We start from the raw sequence: 26,532 nt of genomic DNA on the forward strand, positions 1-26,532 counted from the left end.
GCGCCCGCGCCGGCGCCGGCGCCCGTGCTGCGGCCGCACGTCCCGACGCGCGGCCGTCCCGCCCGCGGGCGCGAGCGGACCAAGCACGACGAGAAGATCACCGTCTACATCTCGGCCGACGAGTTGCTGGCGCTGGAGACCGCCCGGCTCACCCTGCGCGGGACCCACGGCATCGCGGCCGACCGCGGCCGGATCGTCCGGGAGGCGATCGGCGTGATCCTGGCCGACCTCGCCGAGCGCGGTGAGGACTCCGTGCTGGTGCGGCGGCTCTCGAGCTGAGCGCACTTAGGGTGCATCCGTGACCGAGGTGCAGCCCAGCGCACGCTTCACGGTCAAGCTGACCAACTTCGAGGGTCCGTTCGACCTGCTGCTGCAGCTGATCGGCAAGCACAAGCTCGACGTCACCGAGATCGCGCTGGCGAAGGTCACCGACGAGTTCATCGCCCACCTGCGCGCGCTCGGCGACGAGCTCGACCTCGACCAGGCCAGCGAGTTCCTCGTGGTCGCCGCCACGCTGCTCGACCTCAAGGCCGCCCGCCTGCTGCCGGCGGCCGACGTCGACGACGAGGATGACCTCGAGCTGCTCGAGGCCCGCGACCTGCTGTTCGCCCGGCTGCTCCAGTACCAGGCCTACAAGCAGGCCGCCGCGTTCCTGCGCGAGCGGGAGCGCGAGGCGGCCCGGCGGTTCCCGCGCGTCGCCGGGCCCGAACCGCGGTTCGCCGACCTGGTGCCCGAGGTGACCCTCGACATCACCCCGGAGCGGTTCGCGCTGCTCGCCGCCCGGGTGCTCGCCCCGAAGGCGCCCGAGGTGGTCAGCGTCTCCCACCTGCACGCGCCACCGGTCAGCGTCAGCGAGCAGCTTCTGGTCGTGCGCAACCACCTCGTCCGGGCCGGCACGGCGTCGTTCAGGTCGCTCACCGCCGACTGCGGGCACACCCTCGAGGTCGTCGCCCGCTTCCTGGCGCTGCTGGAGCTGTACCGCCAGCAGCGGGTCACCTTCGAGCAGCTGACGCCGCTCGGGGAGCTGCACGTGCGCTGGACCGGGCGGACGTTGCCGGACGAGCCGGTCGACGTGGACGGTGCCCCGGCGGATCCGCAGGCGGGGTCCAGTGGCGACGACGGGGACGACGGGGACGGTGCCGACATCGACGGCGCTGACATCGACGAGGAGTACTCGTGAGCAGCGAACCGGACCGGCCGGCCGACGAGCGAGCGCCCATCTCGTGGGATGCCCTCGCTGCCGAGCTCGAGGCCACGCGGCAGGAGGCCGAGGCGCGTGGGGACGCCGACCCGGCCGCATGGGACGCCGTCGCCGCGGAGTTGGCCGCACGGGTCTCGGAGCGCCCCGCGGAGGAGGTCGCCGTCCCGCCGGTGCCGGTGGAGGACGACGTCGCACCCGCACCGCAAGTGGAGCCGCTGCCCGAACCCGAATCCGAGCCCGCGCCCGTGGACGAGCCGCTGGAGCTCCTCGACCCGGACGAGCTCCGCGGCGGGCTGGAGGCCCTGCTGTTCGTCATGGACGACCCGGTGGACGAGGAGACCCTCGCGGGCGCGCTGCGCTGCCCGGTGGACCAGGTCCGCACCGGGCTGGCTGAGCTGGCCGAGAGCTACGACGCCCGCTCGGCGGGGATCACGCTGCGCCGGGTGGGGGAGGGGTGGCGGCTCTACACCCGCGAGGAGCACGCCGACGTCGTCGAGCGCTTCCTGGTCGACGGGCAGCGCAGCCGGCTCACCCAGGCCGCGCTGGAGACCCTCGCCGTCATCGCCTACCGCCAGCCGGTCACCCGCGCGCGGGTGTCCGCCATCCGCGGGGTGGGCGTCGACGGCGTCATGCGCACGCTGCTCAGCCGGGGGCTGGTGCACGAGGTGGGCACCGACCCCGACAGCGGCGGTGGGCTGTACGGGACGACGCCGCTCTTCCTGGAGCGGCTCGGGCTCACCAGCCTCGACGACCTGCCCGAGCTCGCGCCCCTGCTGCCGGAGACCGCCGCCGTCCTGGACGAGCACCCCGACAGCTGAGGTGCGGCGGCCCGGGAACCGGCGGGTGGGAGACTGGCAGGCGATGAACGCGACGCCGAACGACGAGAGCACCACCGCGGCCGGCGAGGGCTGGTCCGACGACATGGAGCTCGCGCCCGCCCACCCCGGCGACCGCGCCCCCGCGACCGACCGCACCGACCGCCAGGGGGAGCGGCTGCAGAAGGTGCTGGCCCGCGCCGGCGTCGCCTCCCGGCGGGTCGTCGAGGAGATGATCGACGCCGGGCGGATCAGCGTGAACGGCTCGCAGGTGCGGGTGCAGGGCATGCGGGTCGACCCGCAGACGGACAAGATCGCCGTCGACGGCGTCCGGCTCGAGATCCGGGACGACCGGGTGACCTACGCGTTGAACAAGCCCTCGGGCGTCATCACCGCCATGACCGACGACCGCAACCGGCCGACCGTCGGCGACATGGTCGGCGATCTCGCTCCGGGGCTGGTGCACGTCGGCCGGCTGGACCAGGACACCGAGGGGCTGCTGCTGCTCACCACCGACGGCGAGCTGGCCCACCGGCTGGCCCACCCGTCCTACGGGGTGCGCAAGACCTACCTGGCCCAGGTGTCGGGGTCGGTGCCGCGCGACCTGGCCAAGCGGTTGCGCAGCGGCATCGAGCTGGACGACGGTCCGGTCACGGTGGACTCGTTCCGGGTCGTCGACACCCACGCGGGGCAGTCGGTGGTCGAGGTCGTGCTGCACGAGGGCCGCAAGCACATCGTCCGCCGGCTGCTCGCCGAGGTGAAGCTCCCCGTCTCGCGGCTCACCCGCACCGCCGTCGGCCCCGTCGAGCTGCGGGCCATGCGGTCGGGCACCATCCGCAAGCTCAGCCGCCAGGAGGTCGGCGCCCTCGAGGAGCTCGTCGGGCTGTGAGAGGAGCCCCTCCGGGGGCCGAAACTAGACTGCAGCAGGCTCCGTGATCCGGACGCCGCACACGAACGAGGAGAGTGCATGGCCGTCCGAGCCATCCGGGGAGCGACCCAGGTCGACGCCGACGACCGGGAGCAGGTGCTCGAGGCGACCCGCGAGCTGGTGAGCGCCGTGCTGGAGCGCAACGCGCTGGGGCACGACGACGTCATCAGCATCCTGTTCACCGCCACCCCCGACCTCGTCTCCGAGTTCCCGGCGCTGGCCGCCCGCGAGCTCGGCATGGGCGACGTGCCGCTGATGTGCGCCACCGAGATCTCCGTGCCGCACGCCCTGCCGCGGGTGCTGCGCCTCATGGCGCACGTCGAGACGCCGAAGCCGCGCGCGGAGATCCAGCACGTGTACCTCCGGGGCGCCGTGGCCCTGCGCCGGGACATCGCCCAGTGAGCGGCTTCCGGGGCGCGGTCACCGTCGACGGCCCGTCAGGCACCGGCAAGTCCAGCGTCGCCCGCGGCGTGGCCGCCCGGCTGGGGGCCGCCTACCTCGACACCGGCGCGATGTACCGGGCGGCGACGATCGCCGTGCTCGACGCCGGGGTCGACCCCGAGGACGCCGCGGCGGTCGCCCGGGTGGTCGCGGCGGCCCGCATCGAGATCGGCACCGAGCCCGGCACCGAGCGGGTGGAGGTCGACGGCACCGACGTCGCCGTCCGCATCCGCGGCGCCGACGCGACCCGGTGGGTGTCCGCGGTGTCCGCCGTCCCCGCCGTCCGCCGGCAGCTCGTGGAGCAGCAGCGCGCGCTGGTCGCCGGCAGGGACGCCGTCGTCGTCGAGGGGCGGGACATCGGCACCGTCGTCCTGCCGGACGCGACGCTCAAGATCTACCTGACCGCCGCCCCGGAGATCCGGGCGCAGCGGCGCGCCCGCCAGCTCGGGCTCACCGACGCCGCCGAGATCGACGCCCTCGCCGCGGACCTGCGCCGCCGCGACGAGTACGACAGCAGCCGGGCCGACAGCCCGCTGCGGCCGGCCGAGGACGCCGTCGTCGTCGACACCAGCGAGCTCTCCAGGACCGCGGTGATCGACCGGATCGTGGCGCTCGCCGACTCGACGGTCGCCGCCGGGGGGCGCGCGTGAGCGAGAGCCAGGGCCCGCTGCCCGTCGTCGCCATCGTCGGCCGGCCCAACGTCGGCAAGTCCACGCTGGTCAACCGCTTCCTCGGCCGGCGGGCCGCCGTCGTGCAGGACACCCCGGGCGTGACCCGCGACCGGATCTCCTACGAGGCGCTCTGGAACGGCAAGCGCTTCACCGTGATGGACACCGGCGGGTGGGACCCGCGGGCCACCGGCATCGGCGCCTCGATCACCCGCCAGGCCGAGTACGCGATGAAGACCGCCGACGTCATCGTCTTCGTCGTCGACAGCCAGGTGGGCGCCACCGACACCGACCTCGCCGCCGCCCGCGTCCTGCGCCGCAGCGACCGGCCGGTGATCCTGGTCGCCAACAAGGTGGACGACGAGCGCAGCGAGGCCAACGTCGCCGAGCTGTGGAGCCTCGGCATGGGGGAGCCGCAGCCGGTCAGCGCGCTGCACGGCCGCTCCAGCGGCGATCTGCTCGACCTCGTCCTCGACGCGATGCCCGAGGCCCCGCGCGAGCAGGAGCACGAGGACGGCCCGCGGCGGGTGGCCCTGGTGGGCCGTCCCAACGTCGGCAAGTCCAGCCTGCTCAACCGGCTGGCCAAGGACGAGCGCTCCGTCGTCGATTCGGTGGCGGGGACGACGGTGGACCCGGTCGACTCCATCGTCACCATCGGCGGCGAGGAGTGGCGCTTCGTCGACACCGCCGGGCTGCGCCGCAAGGTCAACACCGCCAGCGGGATGGAGTACTACGCCAGCCTGCGCACGGAGGCCGCGATCCAGGCCGCCGAGGTCTGCGTGGTGCTGCTGGCGGCGGACGAGGTCATCAGCGAGCAGGACCAGCGGGTGATCACCCAGGTCGTCGAGGCCGGACGGGCACTGGTCCTGGCGTTCAACAAGTGGGACACCCTCGACGAGGACCGGCACGCCCAGCTCGAGCGCGAGATCGACCGCGACCTCGCGCACGTGAAGTGGGCGACGCGGGTGAACATCTCGGCGACCACGGGCCGCGGCGTCGGCAAGCTCGCCGACCACCTGCGGGCCGCCCTGGCGTCGTGGGAGCAGCGCGTCCCGACCGCCGAGCTCAACCAGTTCGTGCGGGCCCTGGTGCAGGAGACGCCACCGCCCGCCCGCGGCGGCCGCGCGCCCAAGATCAAGTACGTGACGCAGGCCGACGTCCGCCCGCCGCGGTTCGTCGTGTTCTCGACCGGCTTCCTCGAGGCCGGCTACCGGCGCTTCCTCCAGCGCAAGCTGCGCGAGCAGTGGGGCTTCGCTGGCACGCCGATCGAGGTGTCGGTGAAGGTGCGCGAGGGCCGGGACCGGGACAAGCGGGGCTGACGCCGTCAGCCGCGTCCCGAGCCGGCCGGATGCTCGAGGAGCGCCCGTCGGGGGGCGCCGGGACGGGGGAGCGGGTGCGGTAACCTGCTCTGGCGGTCGTCGCAGCCGGAGATCCCGGTCGGCGGACGGCACGCGGGCTGTAGCGCAGCTTGGTAGCGCACTTGACTGGGGGTCAAGGGGTCGCAGGTTCAAATCCTGTCAGCCCGACAGCGAACACGCAGGTGAGGCGGGTCGTCGGATACGACGGCCCGCCTCTCTCGTGGCCGTGCGGGCCGCACGGGGGTGTCGCGCTGCGTCGGCGGTGGCGGGGCGAGCAGTAGGCCCCGGCTACCGCGTGTGCCGCTCCAGGCGATGGGCGTCGTCCTCCAGCGCGGCCCGGTCCCAGCCGGCGTTCACCGCCGCCGCCTCGTAGGTGGACTGCAGGAACTCGGTGAGCGTGGCATCCGGGTTCTCCGAGGTGGCCACCGTCTCGTAGGGGAGGAGGAACTCGCCCAGGTTCCGGTCGTACGTGGCGCCGGCCGGGCCCACCGGGTGGTCGGCGAAGCCGGGCGGCTCGGGATAGGCGTAGGCGTAGAACGCGCCTTCGTCGCCGCCTCCCGGCCAGAACCCCGCGCTCGACAGCTCCCCGGAGTACCCCTCGGTCATCACCCAGTCCGGACAGTTGGGGGCACCACCGGGATGCGGGGGAGCGGGCCGCCCCGAGAACCGGGTGCAGGCCAGGTCCATCGCGCCCCAGAAGAAGTGCACCGGGCTGGACTTGCCGACGAAGTGCGACCGGAACGCGCCGAGCACGCGGTCGGCCTGGAGCAGCTGGCGCCAGAACAGGTGGGCGGCCTCCGGGTCGTAGGAGGCGTGGGTGTGGTCGTCGGCGAACGGGATCGCCGGGTCGACCTCGTTCGGGCGCGGATGGATCGGCGCCTCGATGCCCAGCTCGGTGAGGGCGGCCACGGTCTGCGCGTAGAAATCGGCGACCGGCTTGGGTTCCAGGGCGACCGCGCCGCTCCCGCCGTCGCTGCTCCTGATGCGCAGCTGGTGGTCGACGAAGTCGAACTCGAGGTCGAAGGCGCCGTCGCGGTACGGGATCGACGAGGTGGTCAGGCCCCGGGGGCTGACGTACAGGGTGACGTTCCACCAGTGGTTGACCAGCGGCGTGTGGGTGAGGGGGATCTTGCCGACGACCTGCGTCCACAGGTGCAGGGTGTCGCGGGTCTCGACCCAGTCGGCGAGCCGCAGCCGCGGCCAGCCGCGCGACTCGCTCGTCATGAGCCGAGGGGTGCGTCGGCCTCGGTGAGCCGGCGGCAGTCCGGGCACGGATCGGCCGCGCCGAGCCCGCGGGGACCGTTCCACTTGCCCTGCACGATGTCGACGGACGCGCCGCAGATCGCCGCCCACGGTGCCGGGAGGTCCGCGGTGGTGGCGAGGACGGCGTGCGCCCGGCCGGTGCGCTGCTCCCGGCCGGCGGCGTGATCGGTGGCGGTCATGGACACAGCATGGCCCCGCGCGCCGGGTGTGGCCCGTGCGGGCCCAGGTCCCTTGATCGAGCCCGTGCGGCGGGGGAGGCTGTGAGCCAGACCACAGTCTCGTCCGAGGGGGCCGCCGTGGAAGCGCACGTGGGGGATCGCATCGTCGTCCGCTCCACCCATCAGGGAGAACCCGACCGCATCGGTGAGGTCATCGGGTGCCACGAACCGGACGGCGGCCCGCCGTACCGGGTGCGCTGGGAGGCCGACGGCCACGAAGGGCTGTTCTTCCCGGCCGGCACGGCGACCGTGCTGCACGCCGCGGGCTCGCAGAGCTGAGCCGGGCCGATGGCGAAGGAGACGTCCCCCGCGCCGGCGCCGCGGCCGGCGGAGAAGGTGCGCAACGTGGCCCTGGTCGGTCACTCCGGCGCCGGCAAGACGACCCTGGCCGAGGCCCTGCTCGTCGCCACCGGCGCGCTGGTCCGTGCCGGCCGGGTGGAGGACGGCACAAGCTGCCTGGACACCGAGGACGTCGAGCTGCGGCAACGACGCTCGGTGTCCCTGGGCGTGGCCACCGTGGAGCACGCCGGGCACCGGATCACCCTGCTGGACACCCCGGGCGCACCGGACTTCGTCGGGGAGCTCCGCGCCGGTCTGCGTGCCGCCGACGCGGCGCTGTTCGTGGTGTCGGCGGTCAACGGGGTGGACGCGGCGACGGTCCAGCTCTGGGAGGAGTGCGCCGCCGTCGGCATGCCACGCGCCGTGGTGATCAGCCAGCTGGACAAGCCGCGGGCCGACGTGGCCGACGCGGTGCGGGCGTGCCAGACGCTGCTCGGCGACGGCGTCTTCCCCGTGCACCTGCCCGACCGCGGACCCGACGGGGCGGTGCGCGGCGTGGTCTCCCTGCTCGACCCGACCGCCGCGGCCGGCCTGGACGATGCGGGAGAGGCGGACCAGCGGCGCTCCGAGCTGATCGAGGGCATCATCGGCGAGAGCGAGGACGAGGCGCTGATGGAGCGCTACCTCGCCGGCGACGAGCTGGTCCAGGCCGATCTCATCGCCGACCTGGAGACCGCCGTCGCACGGGGTCACTTCCACCCCGTCCTGCTGGCCGCGCCGCTCACCGGCGTCGGCGTCCCCGAGCTCCTGGAGCTCGTCGTCGCAGGCTTCCCGTCCCCGCTGGAGCACGGCTGCCCGCCGGTGACCCGCCCCGACGGCTCGTCGGCCCCGGCACTGAGCTGCGACGGCGACGGTCCGCTGGTGGCCGAGGTGGTCAGACGACGACCGACCCCTACCTCGGCCGGGTCTCGCTCGTGCGGGTCTTCTCCGGCACGCTGCGGCCCGACGTCCCCGTCCACGTCTCCGGGCACGGCCTGGCCGACCGGGGTCACCCCGACCACGACGTGGACGAGCGGATCGGCGCCGTGAGCTCCCCGCTCGGGTCGCAGCTGCGCCCGGTGGCCGCCTGCCCCGCCGGGGACATCTGCGCCGTCGCCAGGCTGACCAGCGCCGAGACCGGCGACACGCTCTCCTCGCCCGAGGACCCGCGGCTGGTGCCGCCCTGGGAGCTGCCCGTCCCGCAGCTGCCGGTGGCCGTCGAGGCCGCGTCCCGCGGCGACGAGGACAGGCTGGCCACGGCGCTCACCCGGCTGGTCGCCGAGGACCCCACGGTGCGGCTGGAGCGCCGGCCGGAGACCGGGCAGCTCCTGCTGTGGTGCGTCGGGGAGGCGCACGCGGAGGTCCTGCTGGAGCGGCTGCGCACGCGGCACGGCGTCACCGTCACCACCGTGCCGGTGCGGGTGCCCCTGGTGGAGACGCTCGCGGGCCCGGCGCGGGTCACCGCCCGGCACGTCAAGCAGTCCGGCGGGCACGGGCAGTACGCCGTCGTCGTCGTCGAGGGTGAACCGGGCCCGCCGGGCAGCGGCATCGTCTTCGAGCAGCGGATCGTCGGCGGCACGGTGCCGAGCCAGTTCCACGGCAGCGTGGAGAAGGGCATCAGGATGCAGGCCCAGCGCGGCATCAGCGGCGACAGGACCGTGGTGGACGTCCACGTGACGCTGGTGGACGGCAAGGCGCACTCGGTCGACTCCTCGGACGCCGCCTTCCAGGCCGCCGGGGCGCTCGCCCTGCGCGAACTGGCCGCCGAGGCCGGCACCCAGGTGCTCGAGCCGTGGTGCGAGGTCGCCGTCCGGGTGCCCGGCGAGTACGTGGGGCCGGTCATGAGCGACCTGTCGTCCCGGCGGGCGCGCGTCACCGGCACGGAGGCCGACCCGGATCGGGACCGCACGACGGTGCGGGCCGAGGTGCCGGAGGTGGAGCTCCTCGGGTATCCGGGCGCGCTGCGCTCGATCACCCACGGCACCGGCGCCTTCGACCGCCGTCCGCTCGGCCACGAACCCGCCCCGGCCTCGCTGTCGATCCCCGCCTGAACCCGACCGGAGCATCACAGTGCAGGCTGTGGACGATGGCCCCCTCCAGGGACCCGCCGCGAGCTCGCGAGTGGTGGGGGGCCCTGTGACCGGTGGGACGGCCCCGTCCAGAGGCTCGCCGCGAGCGTGCGAGCGGTGAGGAGGACGGGGTCGTTCGACTAGATTCGACCTCCGGTGCTCAGCGGGGTGGAGGGATCGTGACGTCGTCGAACGGGCGCTCGGCCGAGGCGACGGCGTCTGATGCCCCGGGCGTGGTGAACCGCGACGAGCTGCCCGACCGGATCTGGACGATCCCGAACGCGCTGTCGGTGCTGCGCCTGCTGGGGGTGCCGCTCTTCCTCTGGCTGCTGCTCGGGCCCGAGGCCGACGGGTGGGCGCTCGTCGTCCTCATGCTCTCGGGGATCAGTGACTGGGCCGACGGCAAGCTCGCCCGGTGGCTGGACCAGAGCAGCCGGCTGGGCGCGCTGCTGGATCCGGCGGCCGACCGGCTGTACATCATCTGCACGCTGATCGCCCTGGCGGTGCGCGAGATCGTCCCGCTCTGGCTGGTAGCGCTGCTCGTCGGCCGGGAACTGGTCCTGGGCGTGATGCTGCTGGTCCTGCGCCACTACGGCTATCCGCCCCTGCAGGTCCACTACCTGGGCAAGGCCGCGACGTTCCTGCTGCTGTACGCGTTCCCGGTGCTGCTCATCGCGGAGGGGACGAGCCGGCTGGCCACGGTGGCCGAGCCGTTCGCGTGGGCGCTCACCATCTGGGGGACGGCTCTCTACCTGCTGGCGGGGGTGCTCTACGTCGTGCAGGTGCTGGGCATCGTGCGGGAGGAACGGGCGGCCGTGGCGGCGGGCAGGGTGCCGTGACCGCACCTCCGGTCGGCGGCGGCCCACGGTCACTGGGCGCCTCGCTGCTCGACGACGTCCTGGCCGAGACCCTGGACCCCGCCTACGAGCAGGCCGCCCGGTCGCGGCCGCCGGGATCGCCCACCGGCGCGCAGCGCTGGCGAGGCCGTGCCCTGGTGGCCCTGACGATGGTCGTCGCCGGTGTGCTCGCCACCGTCACCTACGACCAGGCCGCGGCCCGGGTGCAGGGCCGGCAGGAGATCCGCCAGGCACTGGTCGACGACATCCAGGTCGAGTCCGAGGCCAACGACGCGCTCACGACCGAGCTCGAGGAGCTGCGCGCCGAGGTGACCGTCACGCGCGACGAGCTGCTGGCGAACTCGACCTCCGGTCAGCGGGCCCTGGACGCGCTCGAGCGTGCCGTGGTGGGCGCCGCCGCGGTCCCGGTGTCCGGTCCCGGGCTGCTCATCACGCTCGCCAACGCCGGCCCGGACGCCGACGACGACCCGGTCGGGGGCGGCGGAGAGGCCGACGCGCGGGGCCGCGTGCGGGACGGCGACCTGCAGCTGGTGGTCAACGCGCTCTGGGCCGCCGGGGCCGAGGCGGTCAGCATCAACGGCCAGCGGCTCGGTCCCACCAGCGCGATCAGGTTCGCCGGGGAGGCCGTCCTCGTGGACTTCCGCCCGGTCACCAACCCGTACCGGATCCGCGCGATCGGCGATCCCGAGTCGCTGTCCGGGGCCTTCCTCGCCAGCCCGGAGGTCCGCGCGCTCGCCGACGTGTCGGCCGCGTTCGGCCTCCGCTTCGAGTTCGCCAAGGAGGACGAGCTGACCCTGCCCGCCGCCGGCACCCCCGAGCTCCGCTACGCCGGGCCGGTTCCCGACGAGGACCCCGCTCCCTCCACCGACCCCGCTCCCGGAGACTGACCCGTGATCCCGATCCTCGGCCTGGCCGCAGGCGTCCTGCTCGGCCTGCTGCTCGACCCCACCGTGCCGCTGTGGTTGCAGCCCTACCTGCCGATCGCGGTGGTGGCCGCGCTCGACGCGGTCTTCGGTGGCTTCCGGGCCCGGCTCGACGGCATCTTCGACGCCAAGGTCTTCGTCATCTCGTTCGTGTCCAACGTCGTCGTCGCGGCGCTGATCGTCTTCCTCGGCGACCAGCTCGGGGTCGGGGCGCAGCTGTCCACGGCGGTCGTCGTCGTGCTCGGCATCCGCATCTTCGGCAACGCCGCGGCCATCCGCAGGCACATCTTCAGGGCATGAGCACGTCCCCGCCGGGAGCGGATCCGCCCGTCGCGCCGCGACGCCGGCGCGACCCGTTGCCGGCGACGCTGATCGGGCTGCTCACCCTGCTGCTCGGCTTCGCCTTCACCGTCCAGGTGCGCACCGTCGACGACGACCAGGTGCTGGCCGGCGCGCGGGAGGAGGACCTGGTCCGGATCCTCGACGAGATCGGCGCCCAGAACACCAGGCTGCGCGAGCAGATCGCCGACGAACGCGCCGCGCTGCGCCAGCTCACCAGCTCGGACAGCCAGTCGGCCGAGGCGCTGGAGGAGGCGCGGAGCCGGGCGACCTCGCTGGCGATCCTCAACGGCACCGCGGCGGCGCAGGGGCCGGGGCTCCGGATGGTGATCCGGGATCCCGGTGACCAGCTGCGGGTCTCGGACCTGCTGGACGTGATCCAGGAGCTCCGGGGGGCCGGGGCGGAGACGATGCAGATCGACGGGGTCCGGGTGGGCCTCACGACGGCGGTGACCGGCACCCCCGGGGCGCTGCTGGTCGACGGCCGGCCGATCACCGCGCCGTACGAGGTGCTGGTGCTCGGCTCGCCGCAGAACATGGAGACCGCGCTCAACATCCCCGGGGGAGTGGTGCAGCACGTGGGTGGGCGGGGCGGGTCGGTCGAGGTGGAGCAGGTGCCCGACCTGCTCGTCGACGCGTTGCGGCCGCTGCCGGAGGCTCAATACGCTGCGCCGGACACCGACGACTGAAAGGACCTCGGTGCTCCCCACCTCTCGCTCCGCTCGAGGCGGGCCCCTGCACCGAGGCCATCGAACCCATGGAGACTGTCCCGCATGACCACGCCTGACGACCGTCGTTACACCGATCAGCACGAGTGGGCGCTCGTGCAGGGCACCGACGGCACGTCGACGGTCGTGCGCGTCGGCATCACCGACCACGCCCAGGACGCGCTCGGCGACATCGTCTTCGTCCAGCTCCCCAACGTGGGGGACGAGGTGACGCCGGGTTCGCCCATCGGCGAGGTGGAGTCCACCAAGTCGGTGTCCGACATCTACGCCCCCGTCGCCGGGGTGGTGGCCGCCGTCAACGAGGCGCTGACCGACGCCCCCCAGACGGTGAACGCCGACCCGTACGGTGACGGCTGGCTGGTGGACATCAGCGTCCCGGGGGAGGGGGGCGACCCGATCGGCCAGCTGCTGGACGCGGACGCCTACCAGGCGTTCGTCGCCGGGTCGTGACGGCCTGTTCGAAGGGCCGGCACGGCAACCGCTCACTATGATCACGACGGGGCGCGCGGTCCGCGGCCACGGGCCGCGGAACCTCAGCCCCTGACCCTGCACGCGCGGTTGACCCTCGGGTCGACCGCTGGTTCCATGACCACGGCCCGCCGCACCCGCGGTGGCCGACCCGCGACGAGCCGTCCGGCTCGCCGTCAGCCGGCCGCCCCTGCGGCGACGCCCCTCGCACCGGAGGAGACGCAACGTGCACTGCACTCGATGTGGACACGAGAACCCCGAGGGCAGTCGCTTCTGCGCGCAGTGCGGCTCGGCGCTCTCCCCGGAGCGGGTCGGCGAGTCGACCAGCGTGATCCCCAAGGTGGGTGGTGAGGACTCCGGCGAGCAGCCGGAGACCGTCGACCCCGCCGCCGACGTGCACGCCGGCGCCGTGGAGTCCCTGCCGGCCGGTTCGGCGCTGCTGGTGGTCAAGCGCGGCCCCAACGCCGGGAGCCGCTTCCTGCTCGACCAGGACGTCACGACCGCCGGCCGGCACCCCGACAGCGACATCTTCCTCGACGACGTCACCGTCAGCCGCCGGCACGTGGAGTTCCACCGCGAGGGCGGCGGCTTCTCGGTGCACGACGTCGGCAGCCTGAACGGCACCTACGTCAACCGCGAGCCGGTCGACGTCGCCAACCTAGCCGGTGGCGACGAGGTGCAGATCGGCAAGTTCCGCCTCGTGTACCTGACCGGTCCGCGCACCGGCGAGCCGGCCGCTCGCTGATGGCCGAGCCCGAGCGGAACAGCACGCTCGGGGACGCCGCCGACCAGCACACGCCCCGCCTGACCATCGGCGAGGTGCTGGCGGTCCTGCGCGACGACTTCCCCGACGTGACGATCAGCAAGATCCGGTACCTGGAGTCCGAGGACCTGGTCCACCCCCAGCGGACCCCGTCGGGCTACCGGAAGTTCTCCCGGGCCGACGTGAGCCGGCTGCGGTACGTGCTGGCCGCCCAGCGCGACCACTACCTCCCGCTGCGCGTCATCAAGGAGCACCTGGAGGCGCTGGACCGGGGGGAGCCGGTGCCGGGCACCGGGGCGGCCGTCCCCCCGCCGGTGCCCGCCGAGGCCGGTACGGAGAAGCCGCTGACCCCCGAGCAGTTCGCGCGGGCCGCCGGACTGGAGCCGCAGCAGCTGGCCGACTGCGTGCAGTTCGGCCTGCTCGCCACCGACGCCGACGGCCTGCACCCGGCCGCCGACCTCGCCGTCGCCCGGGCGGCCGCGGGGCTGGCCCGGCACGGCATCGAGCCCCGCCACCTGCGGGTCTACCGCAGCGGCGTGGAGCGCGAGGCGGGGCTGGTCGAGCAGCTCGTCGCGCCGGTCCTGCGGGCGCGCTCGGAGGAGGCCCGCGCGCGGGCCGCCGAGAAGCTGCGGGAACTGGCCGGGCTCTCCGCCCAGCTGCACACCGCCTTGCTGGAGGCTCGGCTCCGGGACCTCCTGCGCCCCTGACTCCCGGCGTACGGTGAACGTGTCGCCGTCCCGATCGTCCGCATCCGAACAGACATCCCCGCGCCCGACCGGACTCCGGGTGGGCAGGCGGGCCGCAGCCGAGGGAGCCGTACCGTGCAGGAGCTTCGAGTCGTCGGCGTCCGCGTCGAGCTGCCCGGGAACCAGCCGATCCTGCTGCTCAAGGAGACGCAGGGCGAGCGCTACCTGCCGATCTGGATCGGCGCGGTCGAGGCCGCCGCGATCGCCTTCGAGCAGCAGGGGGTGCGGCCGGCGCGGCCGATGACCCACGACCTGCTCCGGGAGGTCATCAGCGCGCTCGGCGGGGAGCTCGAGGCGGTGAACATCACCGAGATGCGCGACGGCATCTACATCGCCGAGCTCGTCCTCGGCGACGAGCGGGTGGTCAGCGCCCGCCCGTCGGACGCCGTGGCCCTGGCCGTCCGCACCGGCGCGCCGATCTTCGGCGCCGACGACCTGCTCGACGAGGTGGGCATCGAGATCCCCGACGAGCAGGAGGACGAGGTCGAGAAGTTCCGCGAGTTCCTCGACCAGATCTCGCCGGAGGACTTCGGTGCGGGCTCCGGGTCGGGCGGGGGCTCCGGCGGGCCGGCCTGACGAAGGGCCTCGTCCCCACGTCCGCGGGCTCGGGGCGGTGCCCGGGACGAGCCCGAAGACGGTGTATCGGCAGGCGGTCCCGGGACTCCACTCGAAATGGTGAGCGAGGCGACACGCCGCCCGGCTCAGTTGACCGACCCCCTGGCCCGGCCTACGGTCGGCGAACAACAACGGTGTGACACCTGGGGTCGGCGGGTTCGTCCCGACGACCCACCCGCAGGGGTCCGAGCCGTCGACCCGGACCGCGCCAGCGGTGCGGGGACAGAGGAGGACGCCGACGTGAGCGACCAGGACAAGGGCTCCCAGGGTCAGCTCTTCAGCGACGCCGCAGTCGGCGCCCCCGCCTACGACGAGGTCGACAACGACCTCGTGGGCTACCGCGGCCCGACGGCGTGCGCCGCCGCCGGCATCACCTACCGCCAGCTCGACTACTGGGCGCGCACCGGTCTGGTCGCCCCCTCGGTCCGCAGCGCCACGGGGTCGGGGACGCAGCGGCTCTACTCCTTCCGCGACATCCTGGTGCTCAAGGTCGTCAAGCGGCTGCTGGACACCGGCGTCTCGCTGCAGAACATCCGCAAGGCGGTCGACCACCTGCGCAACCGCGGGATCAAGGACCTCGCCAACGTCACCCTGTTCTCCGACGGGGCGACCGTCTACGAGTGCACCTCCGCCGAGGAGGTCGTCGACCTGCTGGCGGGGGGGCAGGGCGTGTTCGGGATCGCCGTCTCCGGCGCTCTGCGCGAACTGTCCGGCGAGCTCGCCGAGCTCCCGGCCGAGCGGCTCGACGGTGGTCCGGCGGTCAACGGCGATGACGAGCTGTCACTGCGTCGCCGTCGTCGCCAGGCGGTCTGAGCCCTCCGCTCCCGACCGTGCCGCCGCCCGGGCGGTGCCGGTGACGCCCGAGTGGTGGCCGTGACGGCTGGTCCCTGACCGGCCGGTCGCGGCGATCCGCGCTGGTAGCGTTCCAGCAGTGACCGACCGCGCTGCCGGGCCCGTGGACGAGCAGGTGGGGGACGCCGTCCTGCCGCTCGCCGGCGCCCTTCCCTCGCTGACCTCCCTGGACCCCGCGGGCTCCTTCGCCGCCCGGCACATCGGGCCACGCGCCGGTGACACCGCGGAGATGCTGGCCGTCGTCGGCCACGAGACGCTGGAGTCGCTGGTCGACGCCGCCGTCCCGGAGGGCGTCCGCGACCGCACGCCGCTGGCCCTCCCCGCTGCCCAGGACGAGGCCGCCGTCCTGGCCGCGCTCCGCGAGCGCGCCGAGGCCAACGAGGTCTACACCTCGATGATCGGGTTGGGCTACTACGGCACCGTCACCCCCTCGGTGATCCAGCGCACCGTGCTCGAGAACCCGGCCTGGTACACCGCGTACACGCCGTACCAGCCCGAGATCAGCCAGGGCCGGCTCGAGGCCCTGATCAACTTCCAGACGATGGTCGCCGACCTGACCGGCCTCGACGTCGCCGGCGCCTCGATGCTGGACGAGGCGACCGCCGCCGCCGAGGCCATGACGCTGGTCCGCCGCGCCGGCCGGTCCGTCCCCGCGGACGCCGTCTTCGTCGTCGACGCCGACACCCTGCCCCAGACCCTGGGCGTGCTGGAGACGCGAGCCGAGCCCCTCGGCATCCGGCTGCACGTCGCCGACCTCTCGCAGGGCTGGCCCACCGACCTCCCCGAGGCCGGGGCCTTCGGCGTCCTGCTGTCCTACCCGGCAGCCAGCGGCGCCGTCCGCGACCACCGCGCGCTGGCCGCCGCCGCGCACGAGGCCGGCGCCTCGGTCGTGGTCGCCGCCGACCTGCTCGCCCTCACGCTGCTGGAGGCACCGGGGGAGTGGGGCGCCGACGTCGCCTGCGGCACCACCCAGCGGTTCGGCGTCCCGATGGGCTACGGCGGTCCGCACGCCGGCTACCTCGCCGTCCGCGAGGGCCTGGCCCGGCAGCTGCCCGGCCGGCTGGTCGGGGTCTCGGTCGACGCCGACGGGGACGTGGCCTACCGGCTCGCGCTGCAGACCCGCGAGCAGCACATCCGCCGGGAGAAGGCGACCAGCAACATCTGCACCGCCCAGGTGCTGCTCGCCGTCATGGCGGGTGCCTACGCGGTCTACCACGGTCCCGAGGGGCTGGCCGCCATCGCCGCCCGGGTGCACCGCAGCGCCACCGTGCTGGCGCAGTCCCTGCGGGCGGGCGGGCTCACCCTCGCCCACGAGCACTTCTTCGACACCCTGCAGGTCTCCGTGCCCGGCCGGGCGGCCGACGTGGTGGCGGCTGCGGCCGCACGACGGATCAACCTCTGGCAGGTCGACGCCGACACCGTGCAGGTGGCCTGCGACGAGACGACGACGCCGGCGATCCTGCACGCCGTCGCCGAGTCGTTCGGCGTCACCCTCGACGAGGCGGCGCTGGACGCCGACGGCGGCGACGCACTGCCGGCCGACCTGCGCCGGCGGACCGCGTACCTGACCCACCCGGTCTTCTCCGCGCACCGCTCGGAGACCGCGATGCTGCGCTACCTGCGCATGCTCAGCGACAAGGACCTCGCGCTGGACCGCACGATGATCCCGCTGGGCTCCTGCACGATGAAGCTCAACGCCGCGACGGAGATGGCGGCGATCACCTGGCCCGAGTTCGCCGGCCTGCACCCGTTCGTGCCCACCGAGCAGGCCCGCGGCTACCGGCAGCTGATCGACGAGCTCTGCGACTACCTGGCCGAGGTCACCGGCTACGCCAAGGTCAGCGTGCAGCCCAACGCCGGCTCGCAGGGCGAGTTCGCCGGGCTGCTGGCGATCCGCGCTTACCACCGCTCGCGCGGTGAAGATCACCGCGACGTCTGCCTGATCCCGAGCTCCGCGCACGGCACCAACGCGGCCAGCGCCGTCATGGCCGGCATGCGGGTCGTCGTCGTCGCGTGCGACGAGGCCGGCAACGTCGACGTCGCCGACCTGCACGCCAAGGTCGACCAGCACGCCGACCGGCTCGCCGCGATCATGATCACCTACCCGTCGACGCACGGGGTGTTCGAGGCCGACATCCAGGAGATCTGCGCGGCCGTGCACGACGCCGGTGGGCAGGTGTACGTGGACGGAGCGAACCTCAACGCCATGGTCGGGCTGGCCAAGCCGGGGCGGTTCGGCTCCGACGTCAGCCACCTCAACCTGCACAAGACCTTCTGCATCCCGCACGGCGGCGGCGGCCCGGGTGTGGGCCCGATCGGCGTCCGCGAGCACCTCGTGGAGTTCCTGCCGGGGCACCCGGTGGTCGGCACCGGCACCGAGGGGCCCGTCGTCTCGGGCGCCCCCTGGGGCTCGGCGAGCATCCTGCCGATCTCCTGGGCCTACATCCGGCTGATGGGCCCCGACGGGCTGCTCCGCGCCACCGAGCACGCCATCCTGGCCGCCAACTACCTGGCCGAGCGGCTCGAGGAGCACTTCCCGGTCCTCTACACCGGGGCGACCGGGTTGGTCGCGCACGAGTGCATCCTCGACATCCGGCCGCTCACCAAGGCCACCGGCGTCACCAACGACGACATCGCCAAGCGGCTGATCGACTTCGGCTTCCACGCGCCGACGATGAGCTTCCCGGTCGCGGGCACGCTCATGGTCGAGCCGACCGAGAGCGAGGACAAGGCGGAGCTCGACCGCTTCGTGGAGGCGATGGTGACCATCCGCGCGGAGATCGAGAAGGTCGCCACCGGCGAGTTCGACAGGGCCGACAACCCGCTGCGCAACGCGCCGCACACGCTGGCGATGCTGGCGGGGGAGTGGGCGCGGCCCTATCCGCGGACGACGGCGGTCTACCCGGTGCGCGGCCTGCACGGGCGCAGCTACCTGAGCCCGGTCCGGCGGATCGACCAGGCCTACGGCGACCGCAACCTGGTCTGCGCGTGCCCGCCGCCGGAGGCGTTCGCCGAGCACGACTTCGGCGAGCACGCACCGGAGGCGAACGGGTCGACTCCGGACCGCGCGGCCGGCGCCCCGGACGACCTGGGGACCACGGCCGACGTCGTCGGGGCTCGCTGACCGGAGTCTCGTGCCATCGTGTCCGCATGACAGTCGAGGACCCGAAGGCCGACCTCCTGGCGTACCTGCAGGAGGCCCGGGACGTCGTGATCGCGAAGCTCGACGGGCTCTCGGAGTACGACGTCCGCCGGCCGCTGACACCGACCGGCACCAACCTGCTCGGCCTGGTCAAGCACCTCGGGCTGGTCGAGATCGCCTACTTCAGCGTGCCGTTCGGCCGGCCGGTGGGCCGGCCGCACCCGTGGTTCTCCGGTGACGAGATCGAGGACAACGTCACCATGTGGGCCGCTGCGACGGAGTCGCGGGAGGACGTCCTGGCCGGCTACCGCAGCGCCTGGACGCAGGTCGACGCCGTGGTCGAGGAGCTACCGCTCGACACCGTCGGCCGGGTTCCGTGGTGGGGGGACGGCGGCGCTCAGGTCACGCTGCACCGGGTGCTGGTCCACGTCATCGGCGAGACGCACCGGCACGCCGGGCACGCCGACATCGTCCGCGAACTGATCGACGGGTCGGTCGGCAACCAGGGGGTCGGTGACGACCTGCCCCAGCGCGACGAGACCTGGTGGCGGGACTACCGCGACCGGCTGGAGGCGGCCGCGCGGCAGGCGTCGGCCCCGTAGTCAGGCGCTGAGGCGCTCCGGGGTCAGCCAGGTGTGCGGGTCGGCGATGGCCCGGCCGTCGGGGAGCAGCTCGCCGTCGTCGTCGAAGAGGACGACGCCGTTGCAGAGCAGGCTCCACCCCTGCTCGGGGTGGCTGCTGACGACGGCGGCGAGGTCGCGCGCCTCGCTCGCGGCGTCGGGGCACGGGGTGGGGTGAGCGCACATGGTCATGGTCCGTCCGTCGGCCGGCAGGCGCCGGCAGTAGCTGATGGTGATCGTTCGGTTACGGATCGACCCAGTGTGCGGGCGGCTGAAGCGCCAGGAAAGTGACCGAAGTCACCACGTCACTCCGACGGGGTGGTGGAGATCTGCCGAACCGGAGAGCTCAGAGCTTGCGCAGCAGGATCCGGCGCACCGAGTGGTCGGCCGACTTCTGCAGCACCAGGCGGGCGCGCGAGCGGGTGGGCGCGATGTTGGTGCGCAGATTGGGCCCGTTGACCGCCGCCCAGATACCCAGCGCCGTCTCCCGCGCCTCCTCGTCGGTCAGGTCGGCGAACCTGTGGAAGAACGCCGAGCTGTCCGCGAACGCGGTGCGGCGCAGCGCGAGGAAGCGCTCCACGTACCAGCGCTGGATGTCGGCCTCGGCGGCGTCGACGTAGACGGAGAAGTCGAAGAAGTCCGAGGCGAAGACCTCCGGCGCGGTCCCGTCGGCGCGGCGGCCGGCCTGGAGCACGTTGAGCCCCTCGACGACCAGGATGTCCGGCCGGTCGACGGCCTGGTGGCTGCCCGGGACGATGTCGTAGGCGCGGTGGTCGTACACCGGCGCGAACACCTCCTCCCGGCCGCTCTTCACGTCGGCCAGGAAGCGCAGCAGCGCCCGCCGGTCGTAGCTCTCCGGGAACCCTTTGCGGGCCATCAGCCCGCGCGCCTCGAGCACGGCGTTGGGCAGCAGGAACCCGTCGGTGGTCACCAGGTCGACGCGGGGGGAGTCGGGGGTGGCGGCCAGGAGCGTCTGCAGCAGCCGCGAGGTGGTGCTCTTGCCGACGGCGACGCTGCCCGCCACCGCGATGACGAACGGCACCTTCGCCGTCGTGTCACCGAGGAACTCGCTCTGCGCGGCCCACAGCCGGCGGCTCGCCGTGACGTGCAGCCCGAGCAGGCGCGCCAGCGGCAGGTAGACGGTGGCCACCTCGTCGAGGTCGATGCGGTCGCCCAGCGAGGCCAGCGCCGAGAGGTCGGCCTCGTCCAGGGGCAGGGTCGAGCCCGCCGCGAGCGCCCGCCATGACTCGCGGTCGAACACCGCGTAGGGCGAGATGGACCCCCGTGTACCTGCCGTCACGCCCCCCATCGTGCCGTCCGCCGTCAGGACGCCCTACGCGCGGGTCACCCGTCGGGGTGGGCGGAGGTGCTCGGGGGCGCCGTCGGACCGGTCCGGAGGCGTGGTCGGTCTAGGGTCGGCCTGTGCCAGCGCGCCCGGGACTGCTCGAGTGCATCGAGCGCTACTACGCTGCCGCGCCGCTGCCGGACGCGCGGATGGAGCGGGTGGGCGCGCTCGCCGTCCCGCTCACCGATCCGGCCTGGCCCTATCCCGCGCGTCCCGCGCCGGAACGGGACACCGGGGTCACCGTCGCCGACGTGCGCGCCGCGCTGGCGCTGCAGGAGTCCGCCGGGCTGCCGCCCGCCCTCGAGTGGATCCAGGAGTGCACCCCGGAGGTCGCCGCGGCGGCCCGCGGCGCCGGGCTGGCCGTGGAGGAGCTCCCGCTCCTGGTCGCCGACGACCAGGTCGAGCTGCTCTTCCCCGCCGGGGTGCGGCTCTACCTCGTCGGCGCCGAGGACCCGGAGCTGCCGCACTACCTCGGGGTCTCGGCGGTCGCCTTCGCCCATCCCGGCGGGCCGGCCGACGTGCCGGACGCCGTTCCCGCCGCCGAGCCGCTGTCCACCCCCGGCACCGCCGCCCTGCGGGAGCGCATCGCATCGGGCCGGACGGTGATGATGGTGGCGATCGAGCACGGCGAGCCCGTGGCCGTCGGGCTGCACCAGCCGGTCGACATCGGTGGGGCGGTGGTCAGCGAGATCATCGGCCTGGCGACGACGCCGCGGCTCCGTGGCCGTGGGCTGGGCGCGGGCATCGCCACGGCGCTGGTCGCGCACGGCCGGGAGACCGCGGACGTCGTCTTCATGGCAGCCGGCGACGACGACGTGGCCCGTGTCTACGAACGGACCGGGTTCGCGCGGGTGGCCACGACGGGCGTGGCCGAACCACCGGCCGGCTGACCGTCAGGTCTGCTCGTAGGTGACGACCATGGTCGCGCGGGCCAGGGTGTGGAAGAAGAGGTTGAAGCCGAGCACCGCCGGTGTCGTGTCGGCGTCGACGTCGAGGGCGTCGGTGCCCACGGCGTGGACGACGACGAAGTACCGGTGGGGGCCGTGCCCCGCCGGGGGAGCGGCCCCGACGTAGCCGTGGAAGCCGCCGTCGTTGCGCAGTTGCACCGCGCCGTCGGGCAGGGCGGGCGCGTCCTTGTTGCCGGCGTCGGCCGGCAGCTCGGTGACCGAGGCCGGGACGTTCGCGACCGCCCAGTGCCAGAAGCCGCTGGCCGTGGGTGCGTCCGGGTCGAACACCGTGACGGCGAAGCTGCGCGTGGCCTCCGGGAAGCCGGACCACGACAGGTGCGGCGACCGGTCCTCCCCGCCGGCGCCCATGATCCCGCTGACCTGCGGCGTGGGGCAGGTGCCGCCGTGGGTCAGGTCGGTGCTGGTCAGGGTGAAGCCGGGCACCTGGGGCAGGAACTGGTACGGATCGGGCGGCAGCGGTCGGTCGGCCATGGCGGTCCTCTCGGGCTCGGTGGATGGGGGCTCCTGCGGCGACCCTAGGCAGGGACGCGGACGCGCGCACGATGCGGTCGGCACGTGCGGGCCCGCCGACGCCGGTAGCGTCCCGGACGTGCCTGATCCCGGCCTGGGGCTGCCTGCGCCCATCCGCGCCTGTCTCTTCGACCTCGACGGCGTCCTCACGCGCACGGCCACCGTGCACATGGCCGCCTGGAAGCGGACGTTCGACGAGTTCCTGGAACGCTTCGCACCCGGCCAGCCCGAGTTCAGCCAGCAGGACTACAACAGCTTCGTCGACGGCAAGCACCGGGCCGATGGCGTCCGGGGCTTCCTCGCCAGCCGGGGCATCACGCTCCCCGAAGGAGAGCCGGGCGACAGCCCGGAGGCGGCGACGGTGCAGGCGATCGCGACGCGGAAGAACGACATGGTCCTGCGCGAACTCGACGAGCACGGCGTCGAGACCTATCCCGGCTCGGTCGACTACCTGCGCGCCGTGAAGGCGGCGGGGCTCCCGACGGCCGTCGTCACCGCCTCGGCCAATGGCGAGAAGGTCATCGCCGCGGGCGGCTTCGCCGACCTGATCGACGTCCGCGTCGACGGGCTCGTCGCTGCCCGCGAGGGGCTCCGCGGAAAGCCTGAGCCCGACACCTTCCTCGCGGGGGCGCGGCTGCTGGGCGTCCCGCCGGCCGAGGCCGCGGTGTTCGAGGACGCGTTGGCCGGTGTCGCCGCGGGGCGCGCCGGCGGCTTCGGATTCGTGGTCGGGGTCGACCGGGTGGGGCAGTCCGACGCCCTCGCGGAGGCCGGTGCCGACGTCGTCGTGGACGACCTGGAGCTGCTGCTCGACGAGGAGACGGCATGACGGAGGGCCGCCCCACCTTCCCGGTCGAGCCCTGGTCGCTCACCGAGATCGGCGTGGACCACTCGTCGCTGGGCGTGCTCGAGTCGGTGTTCGCGCTGGCCAACGGGCACATCGGGATGCGCGGGTCGTTCGACGAGGGGGAACCCGTCGTCGTCCCGGGCACCTACCTCAACGGCTTCTTCGAGGAACGGCCCCTGCCCTACGCCGAGGCCGGCTACGGCTATCCGGAGCAGGGCCAGACGGTCGTCAACGTCACCGACGGCAAGCTCATCCGGCTGCTGGTGAACGACTCGCCGATGGACCTCAACTACGGCGAGGTCCTGTCACACCGGCGCACGCTCGACCTGCGGGCGGGCGTGCTCCGGCGGGTCACCGAGTGGCGCTCCCCGGGCGGGCGCAGCGTGCGGGTGACCAGCACCCGGCTGGTGTCCCTCGCGCGGCGGTCGATCGCGGCGATCGAGTACCAGGTCGAGGTCATCGACGACCAGGGCGACCTCTACGTGGCCCTCCAGTCCGACCTGCTGGCCAACGAGGTGAACCGGCTGGAAACCGAGGATCCCCGGGCCGCCGCCTCCCTGGACCGGCCGCTGCATTCGGAGTTCTCCGTGGGCCGCAACCGGCACGCCGTGCTGGTGCACCGGACCGCCCGCAGCCGGCTGCGGATGGCCGCCGGCATGGACCACGTCATCGACATCCCCGACACCAGCACGGAGGACATCGAGGCCAACAGCGACCTGGCTCGCTACACGCTGGCCGCGCGCATCCCGCCCGGTTCCTCGCTGAAGCTGGTCAAGTTCCTGTCCTATGGCTGGTCGTCCCGCCGCTCGGGCGCCGCCCTGCGCGACCAGGTCGACGCGGCGCTGGCCACCGCCAAGCTCGCCGGGTTCGAGCGGCTGCTGCGCGAGCAGCGCGAGCTGCTCGACCAGCACTGGGACGAGGCGGACGTCGAGATCGAGGGCGACGACCAGCTGCAGCAGGCGGTCCGCGTGGGCATGTTCCACGTCCTGCAGGCCGGGCTGCGCGCCGAGCGGCAGGCGATCGCGGCCAAGGGGCTCACCGGGCCGGGCTACGACGGGCACACGTTCTGGGACACCGAGACCTACGTCCTGCCGGTGCTCACCTACACCGTGCCGAGGGCCGTCCGGGACGCGCTGCGCTGGCGGTACTCGACCCTCGACCTGGCGCGCGAGCGGGCCCGGGTGCTCGGCCTGCGCGGAGCGGCCTTCCCGTGGCGCACGATCCGCGGTGAGGAGACCTCGGGGTACTGGCCGGCGGGGACGGCGGCCTTCCACATCAACGCTGACATCGCCGACGCCGTCGTCCGGTACTACAACGCCACCCTCGACGAGGAGTTCGACGAGGAGTTCGGTGCCGAACTGCTCATCGAGACCGGCCGGCTGTGGGCATCGCTGGGCCACTTCGACGCCGAGCACGGCTTCCGGATCGACGGGGTGACCGGGCCGGACGAGTACACGGCGGTCGTGGACAACAACGTCTACACCAACCTGATGGCGCAGCGAAACCTGCGCGAAGCGGCCCGCGCGGTGGCCCGGCGGCCCGACGTGGCCGCGCGCCTCCGGGTGCAGGACGACGAGGTCGCGGAGTGGCTCCGGGCAGCGGCGCTCATGGCGGTGCCCTACGACACCCAGCGCGGCGTGCACATGCAGTCCGACGGGTTCACCCACCACGAGGAGTGGGACTTCGCCGGCACCCCGGCCGACCACTATCCGCTGCTGCTGCACTACCCCTACTTCGACATCTACCGGAAGCAGGTGGTGAAGCAGGCCGACCTGGTCATGGCGCTGCACCTGCGCGGGGACGCGTTCACCCTCGAGGAGAAGATCGCCAACTTCGCCTACTACGAGGCGCGGACGACCCGGGACTCCTCCCTGTCGGCGAGCCAGCAGGGCGTGGTGGCGGCCGAGACGGGCCACCTGGACCTCGCCTACCAGTACTGGGCGGAGGCGGCGCTGACCGACCTGCAGAACCTGCACCGCAACTCGGGCCACGGCCTGCACATGGCCTCGCTGGCGGGCGGGTGGACGGTGGCCGTGGCCGGTTTCGGCGGGCTGCGCGACCACGACGGCGAGCTCACCTTCGCCCCGCGGCTGCCCGGTCAGATCACCCGCCTGCGCTTCCGGGTCGTGTACCGCGGACGCAAGCTCACGGTCACCGTCACGCCGTCGTCGGCGATCTACCGGCTGGTCGACGGCGACCCGCTGGAGATCCGCCACCACGGGCGGCGGGTGACCGTCGACCACACCGAGCTGGAGCTCGACGTGCCGCCGGCGCCGATGGTGAAGCCGGTGCAGCAGCCGCCCGGCTGCGAGCCCCGTCGGCGGGACCGGGTCTGAGCTCCGGGAGCGGTCAGAGCAGCAGCCAGCGGGCGCCGAGCACGAGCGCGCCCACGTCCACCACGAGGAAGACCCCGACCCACAGCAGCGCCGGGAGCGGGGTCAGCCGGGCCAGCTGGTCGGCGTCGGAATCGCGCGCTCCGCGACGGCGTCGGGCCGCCTGCAGCTCGAGCACGGTGCGCGGGGCGGCCAGCAGCAGGAACCAGGTGGCCACCGCGGCGAAGGCGGCCTGCCCGCCGGGTGACAGCCACCAGGTCGCGGCGAACACCGGGCCTGCGGTGAGCAGCACCGACCAGAGGCCGTACCAGTTGCGGATCTGCACCAGCAGCAGCGCCAGCAGCCCGAGCAGCGCCCAGAGCAGCCCGATCGCGTGCCCGGCGGCCAGCAGCGCGGCCGCGCCCAGGCCGATGAGCGCCGGACCGGTGTAGCCGGCGGCGCAGGTGAGCACCATGCCGAGCCCGGTCGGCTTGCCCGAGGAGACCGTGAGCCCGGAGGTGTCCGAGTGCAGCCGGATGCCCGACAGCCGGCGGCCGACCAGGAGCGCGACCAGGCCGTGCGCGCCCTCGTGCGCGATCGTCACCGCGTGGCGGCTGTACCGCCACAGGGTGGGGGAGGCGACCAGCAGCGCCGCCACCGCGGCGGTGGTGAGGAGCAGTTCGGGGGAGAGGCCGGGGACCGGGGCGGTGACCCGGGCCCAGAACCGGTCCAACGCCTCCACGCCGGGCAGTCAACAGCACCGGAACGGTCCCGCCGGGAAGGCGCCGCCGGGGCAGGAGTTCAGTTCCGAGGCTGGTCGCCGGCCGGATCCGGATCGCACACAGCGAGATCGGCGGACCTCACAGCTGCTGGGTGAGGTTGAGCGCGTTGCCGTCGGGGTCGGCGACGTGCGCGACCCGCTGGCCCCACGGCATGTCGTTGGCTCCCGACCCGGCGTCGCCGCCCAGTCCGGCGATGCGGGGGAGCAGCGCGTCGACGTCCGGGACGTCGATGCTGAGGAGCACGCGGCCCGGTGTGCCGGGGGAGACCGCGTCGTCGGCGACCAGGCCGAGGTGCGAGTCCCCGATGCGCAGGCCAAGGAAGAACGCCGGCCCGTCATCGGGGTAGCGCTCGGCCACCGTCGCCTCCAGCAGGCCGGTGTAGAACGACTCGAGGCGCGGGAGGTCGGACGTGGCGATGATCGGGCTGACCGTGGGCACG

At 73.8% G+C, this 26,532-nt stretch carries 30 protein-coding genes, 1 tRNA gene and 1 pseudogene; 25 read left to right on the forward strand and 7 right to left on the reverse strand.

Going from position 1 to position 26,532, the window contains the following annotated elements:
- From A6V29_RS02520 to A6V29_RS02555, 8 genes and pseudogenes are all read left to right on the forward strand, one after another.
- Positions 1-279 (forward strand): annotated as a pseudogene (locus A6V29_RS02520) (hypothetical protein); the annotation flags it as partial.
- A gap of 19 nt (positions 280-298) precedes the next feature.
- Positions 299-1,180, forward strand: coding sequence for a segregation and condensation protein A (locus tag A6V29_RS02525; RefSeq protein ID WP_137158828.1), 882 nt, complete (start codon positions 299-301; stop codon positions 1,178-1,180).
- Positions 1,177-2,019, forward strand: coding sequence for an SMC-Scp complex subunit ScpB (scpB, locus tag A6V29_RS02530; protein ID WP_170977658.1), 843 nt, complete (start codon positions 1,177-1,179; stop codon positions 2,017-2,019). The genes A6V29_RS02525 and scpB overlap by 4 nt, the downstream gene beginning before the upstream one ends.
- Before the next feature lie 43 nt (positions 2,020-2,062).
- Entirely contained in the window at positions 2,063-2,905 is an 843-nt protein-coding gene (locus A6V29_RS02535) for a pseudouridine synthase (protein WP_137158829.1), read from the forward strand.
- Positions 2,906-2,983: 78 nt separating this feature from the next.
- On the forward strand, positions 2,984-3,346 hold the full coding sequence (aroH, locus tag A6V29_RS02540) for a chorismate mutase (protein WP_137158830.1): 363 nt from the start codon (positions 2,984-2,986) through the stop codon (positions 3,344-3,346).
- Positions 3,343-4,035: a (d)CMP kinase gene (gene cmk, locus A6V29_RS02545; protein ID WP_137158831.1), complete on the forward strand. Its 693-nt coding sequence runs from the start codon at positions 3,343-3,345 to the stop codon at positions 4,033-4,035. Before aroH ends, cmk begins: the two co-directional genes overlap by 4 nt.
- The gene (der, locus tag A6V29_RS02550) at positions 4,032-5,372 is read left to right on the forward strand and encodes a ribosome biogenesis GTPase Der (protein WP_137158832.1); all 1,341 of its coding nucleotides are present in this window, start codon (positions 4,032-4,034) and stop codon (positions 5,370-5,372) included. The genes cmk and der overlap by 4 nt, the downstream gene beginning before the upstream one ends.
- A 133-nt stretch (positions 5,373-5,505) precedes the next feature.
- A tRNA-Pro gene (locus A6V29_RS02555) sits at positions 5,506-5,579 on the forward strand.
- Positions 5,580-5,699: 120 nt separating this feature from the next.
- Here the strand turns inward: A6V29_RS02555 and A6V29_RS02560 are convergent.
- Both A6V29_RS02560 and A6V29_RS02565 read right to left on the reverse strand, forming a co-directional pair.
- Complete coding sequence (locus A6V29_RS02560) at positions 5,700-6,635, reverse strand: DUF5996 family protein (RefSeq protein WP_137158833.1); 936 nt, start codon at positions 6,633-6,635, stop codon at positions 5,700-5,702.
- Positions 6,632-6,853, reverse strand: a complete 222-nt coding sequence (locus tag A6V29_RS02565; RefSeq protein ID WP_137158834.1) for a hypothetical protein — start codon at positions 6,851-6,853, stop codon at positions 6,632-6,634. Before A6V29_RS02565 ends, A6V29_RS02560 begins: the two co-directional genes overlap by 4 nt.
- Positions 6,854-6,934: 81 nt before the next feature.
- Between A6V29_RS02565 and A6V29_RS02570 the strand changes: the two genes are divergently transcribed.
- From A6V29_RS02570 to A6V29_RS02630, 14 genes are all read left to right on the forward strand, one after another.
- Complete coding sequence (locus A6V29_RS02570) at positions 6,935-7,171, forward strand: DUF1918 domain-containing protein (RefSeq protein WP_249932944.1); 237 nt, start codon at positions 6,935-6,937, stop codon at positions 7,169-7,171.
- 9 nt (positions 7,172-7,180) lie between these two features.
- Positions 7,181-8,260, forward strand: coding sequence for a GTP-binding protein (locus tag A6V29_RS21430; RefSeq protein ID WP_249932946.1), 1,080 nt, complete (start codon positions 7,181-7,183; stop codon positions 8,258-8,260).
- Complete coding sequence (locus tag A6V29_RS21435) at positions 8,146-9,261, forward strand: hypothetical protein (protein ID WP_249932947.1); 1,116 nt, start codon at positions 8,146-8,148, stop codon at positions 9,259-9,261. Before A6V29_RS21430 ends, A6V29_RS21435 begins: the two co-directional genes overlap by 115 nt.
- Before the next feature lie 197 nt (positions 9,262-9,458).
- Entirely contained in the window at positions 9,459-10,118 is a 660-nt protein-coding gene (clsA, locus tag A6V29_RS02580; RefSeq protein WP_137158835.1) for a cardiolipin synthase ClsA, read from the forward strand.
- Positions 10,115-11,023: a DUF881 domain-containing protein gene (locus A6V29_RS02585; protein ID WP_137158836.1), complete on the forward strand. Its 909-nt coding sequence runs from the start codon at positions 10,115-10,117 to the stop codon at positions 11,021-11,023. The genes clsA and A6V29_RS02585 overlap by 4 nt, the downstream gene beginning before the upstream one ends.
- 3 nt (positions 11,024-11,026) lie before the next feature.
- Positions 11,027-11,359, forward strand: a complete 333-nt coding sequence (locus A6V29_RS02590; RefSeq protein ID WP_137158837.1) for a small basic family protein — start codon at positions 11,027-11,029, stop codon at positions 11,357-11,359.
- A complete protein-coding gene (locus A6V29_RS02595) occupies positions 11,356-12,087 on the forward strand; it encodes a DUF881 domain-containing protein (protein ID WP_137158838.1) in 732 nt (243 codons plus the stop codon). The genes A6V29_RS02590 and A6V29_RS02595 overlap by 4 nt, the downstream gene beginning before the upstream one ends.
- Positions 12,088-12,171: 84 nt before the next feature.
- Positions 12,172-12,576, forward strand: coding sequence for a glycine cleavage system protein GcvH (gene gcvH / locus A6V29_RS02600; RefSeq protein WP_137158839.1), 405 nt, complete (start codon positions 12,172-12,174; stop codon positions 12,574-12,576).
- Between the two features lie 244 nt (positions 12,577-12,820).
- On the forward strand, positions 12,821-13,339 hold the full coding sequence (gene odhI, locus A6V29_RS02605; RefSeq protein WP_137158840.1) for an oxoglutarate dehydrogenase inhibitor Odhl: 519 nt from the start codon (positions 12,821-12,823) through the stop codon (positions 13,337-13,339).
- Complete coding sequence (ftsR, locus tag A6V29_RS02610; protein ID WP_137158841.1) at positions 13,339-14,064, forward strand: transcriptional regulator FtsR; 726 nt, start codon at positions 13,339-13,341, stop codon at positions 14,062-14,064. The genes odhI and ftsR overlap by 1 nt, the downstream gene beginning before the upstream one ends.
- Before the next feature lie 114 nt (positions 14,065-14,178).
- Positions 14,179-14,679, forward strand: a complete 501-nt coding sequence (locus A6V29_RS02615; RefSeq protein ID WP_137158842.1) for a bifunctional nuclease family protein — start codon at positions 14,179-14,181, stop codon at positions 14,677-14,679.
- Between the two features lie 279 nt (positions 14,680-14,958).
- Positions 14,959-15,531, forward strand: a complete 573-nt coding sequence (locus A6V29_RS02620) for a MerR family transcriptional regulator (RefSeq protein WP_137158843.1) — start codon at positions 14,959-14,961, stop codon at positions 15,529-15,531.
- Between the two features lie 118 nt (positions 15,532-15,649).
- Entirely contained in the window at positions 15,650-18,694 is a 3,045-nt protein-coding gene (gcvP, locus tag A6V29_RS02625) for an aminomethyl-transferring glycine dehydrogenase (RefSeq protein WP_170977659.1), read from the forward strand.
- Positions 18,695-18,720: 26 nt separating this feature from the next.
- Positions 18,721-19,314, forward strand: coding sequence for a DinB family protein (locus A6V29_RS02630; protein ID WP_137158844.1), 594 nt, complete (start codon positions 18,721-18,723; stop codon positions 19,312-19,314).
- Here A6V29_RS02630 and A6V29_RS02635 read toward each other — a convergent pair whose 3' ends face one another.
- Both A6V29_RS02635 and coaA read right to left on the reverse strand, forming a co-directional pair.
- Positions 19,315-19,524, reverse strand: coding sequence for a DUF5999 family protein (locus A6V29_RS02635; protein ID WP_249932948.1), 210 nt, complete (start codon positions 19,522-19,524; stop codon positions 19,315-19,317).
- 154 nt (positions 19,525-19,678) lie between these two features.
- The gene (gene coaA / locus A6V29_RS02640; RefSeq protein ID WP_137158845.1) at positions 19,679-20,641 is read right to left on the reverse strand and encodes a type I pantothenate kinase; all 963 of its coding nucleotides are present in this window, start codon (positions 20,639-20,641) and stop codon (positions 19,679-19,681) included.
- 113 nt (positions 20,642-20,754) lie between these two features.
- On the opposite strand from coaA, the gene A6V29_RS02645 reads away from it, so the two are divergent.
- Positions 20,755-21,567 (forward strand): GNAT family N-acetyltransferase, encoded by an 813-nt coding sequence (locus A6V29_RS02645; protein WP_137158846.1) that lies wholly within the window; start codon positions 20,755-20,757, stop codon positions 21,565-21,567.
- A 3-nt stretch (positions 21,568-21,570) separates the two neighbouring features.
- On the opposite strand, the gene A6V29_RS02650 is transcribed toward A6V29_RS02645, so the two are convergent.
- Positions 21,571-22,116 (reverse strand): YbhB/YbcL family Raf kinase inhibitor-like protein, encoded by a 546-nt coding sequence (locus A6V29_RS02650; RefSeq protein ID WP_137158847.1) that lies wholly within the window; start codon positions 22,114-22,116, stop codon positions 21,571-21,573.
- 118 nt (positions 22,117-22,234) lie between these two features.
- Between A6V29_RS02650 and A6V29_RS02655 the strand changes: the two genes are divergently transcribed.
- Together A6V29_RS02655 and A6V29_RS02660 are read left to right on the forward strand one after the other, a co-directional pair.
- Positions 22,235-22,981 (forward strand): HAD family hydrolase, encoded by a 747-nt coding sequence (locus tag A6V29_RS02655; RefSeq protein ID WP_249932950.1) that lies wholly within the window; start codon positions 22,235-22,237, stop codon positions 22,979-22,981.
- Positions 22,978-25,335: a glycoside hydrolase family 65 protein gene (locus A6V29_RS02660; RefSeq protein ID WP_137158849.1), complete on the forward strand. Its 2,358-nt coding sequence runs from the start codon at positions 22,978-22,980 to the stop codon at positions 25,333-25,335. The genes A6V29_RS02655 and A6V29_RS02660 overlap by 4 nt, the downstream gene beginning before the upstream one ends.
- Positions 25,336-25,348: 13 nt before the next feature.
- Here the strand turns inward: A6V29_RS02660 and A6V29_RS02665 are convergent, their stop codons facing one another.
- On the reverse strand, positions 25,349-26,053 hold the full coding sequence (locus A6V29_RS02665; protein WP_137158850.1) for a M50 family metallopeptidase: 705 nt from the start codon (positions 26,051-26,053) through the stop codon (positions 25,349-25,351).
- Between the two features lie 118 nt (positions 26,054-26,171).
- Positions 26,172-26,531, reverse strand: coding sequence for a VOC family protein (locus A6V29_RS02670; RefSeq protein ID WP_249932951.1), 360 nt, complete (start codon positions 26,529-26,531; stop codon positions 26,172-26,174).
- Between the last annotated feature and the right edge of the window lies 1 nt (position 26,532).

The organism is Blastococcus sp. CCUG 61487, from assembly GCF_005222955.1.
Classification (GTDB): domain Bacteria; phylum Actinomycetota; class Actinomycetes; order Mycobacteriales; family Geodermatophilaceae; genus Blastococcus.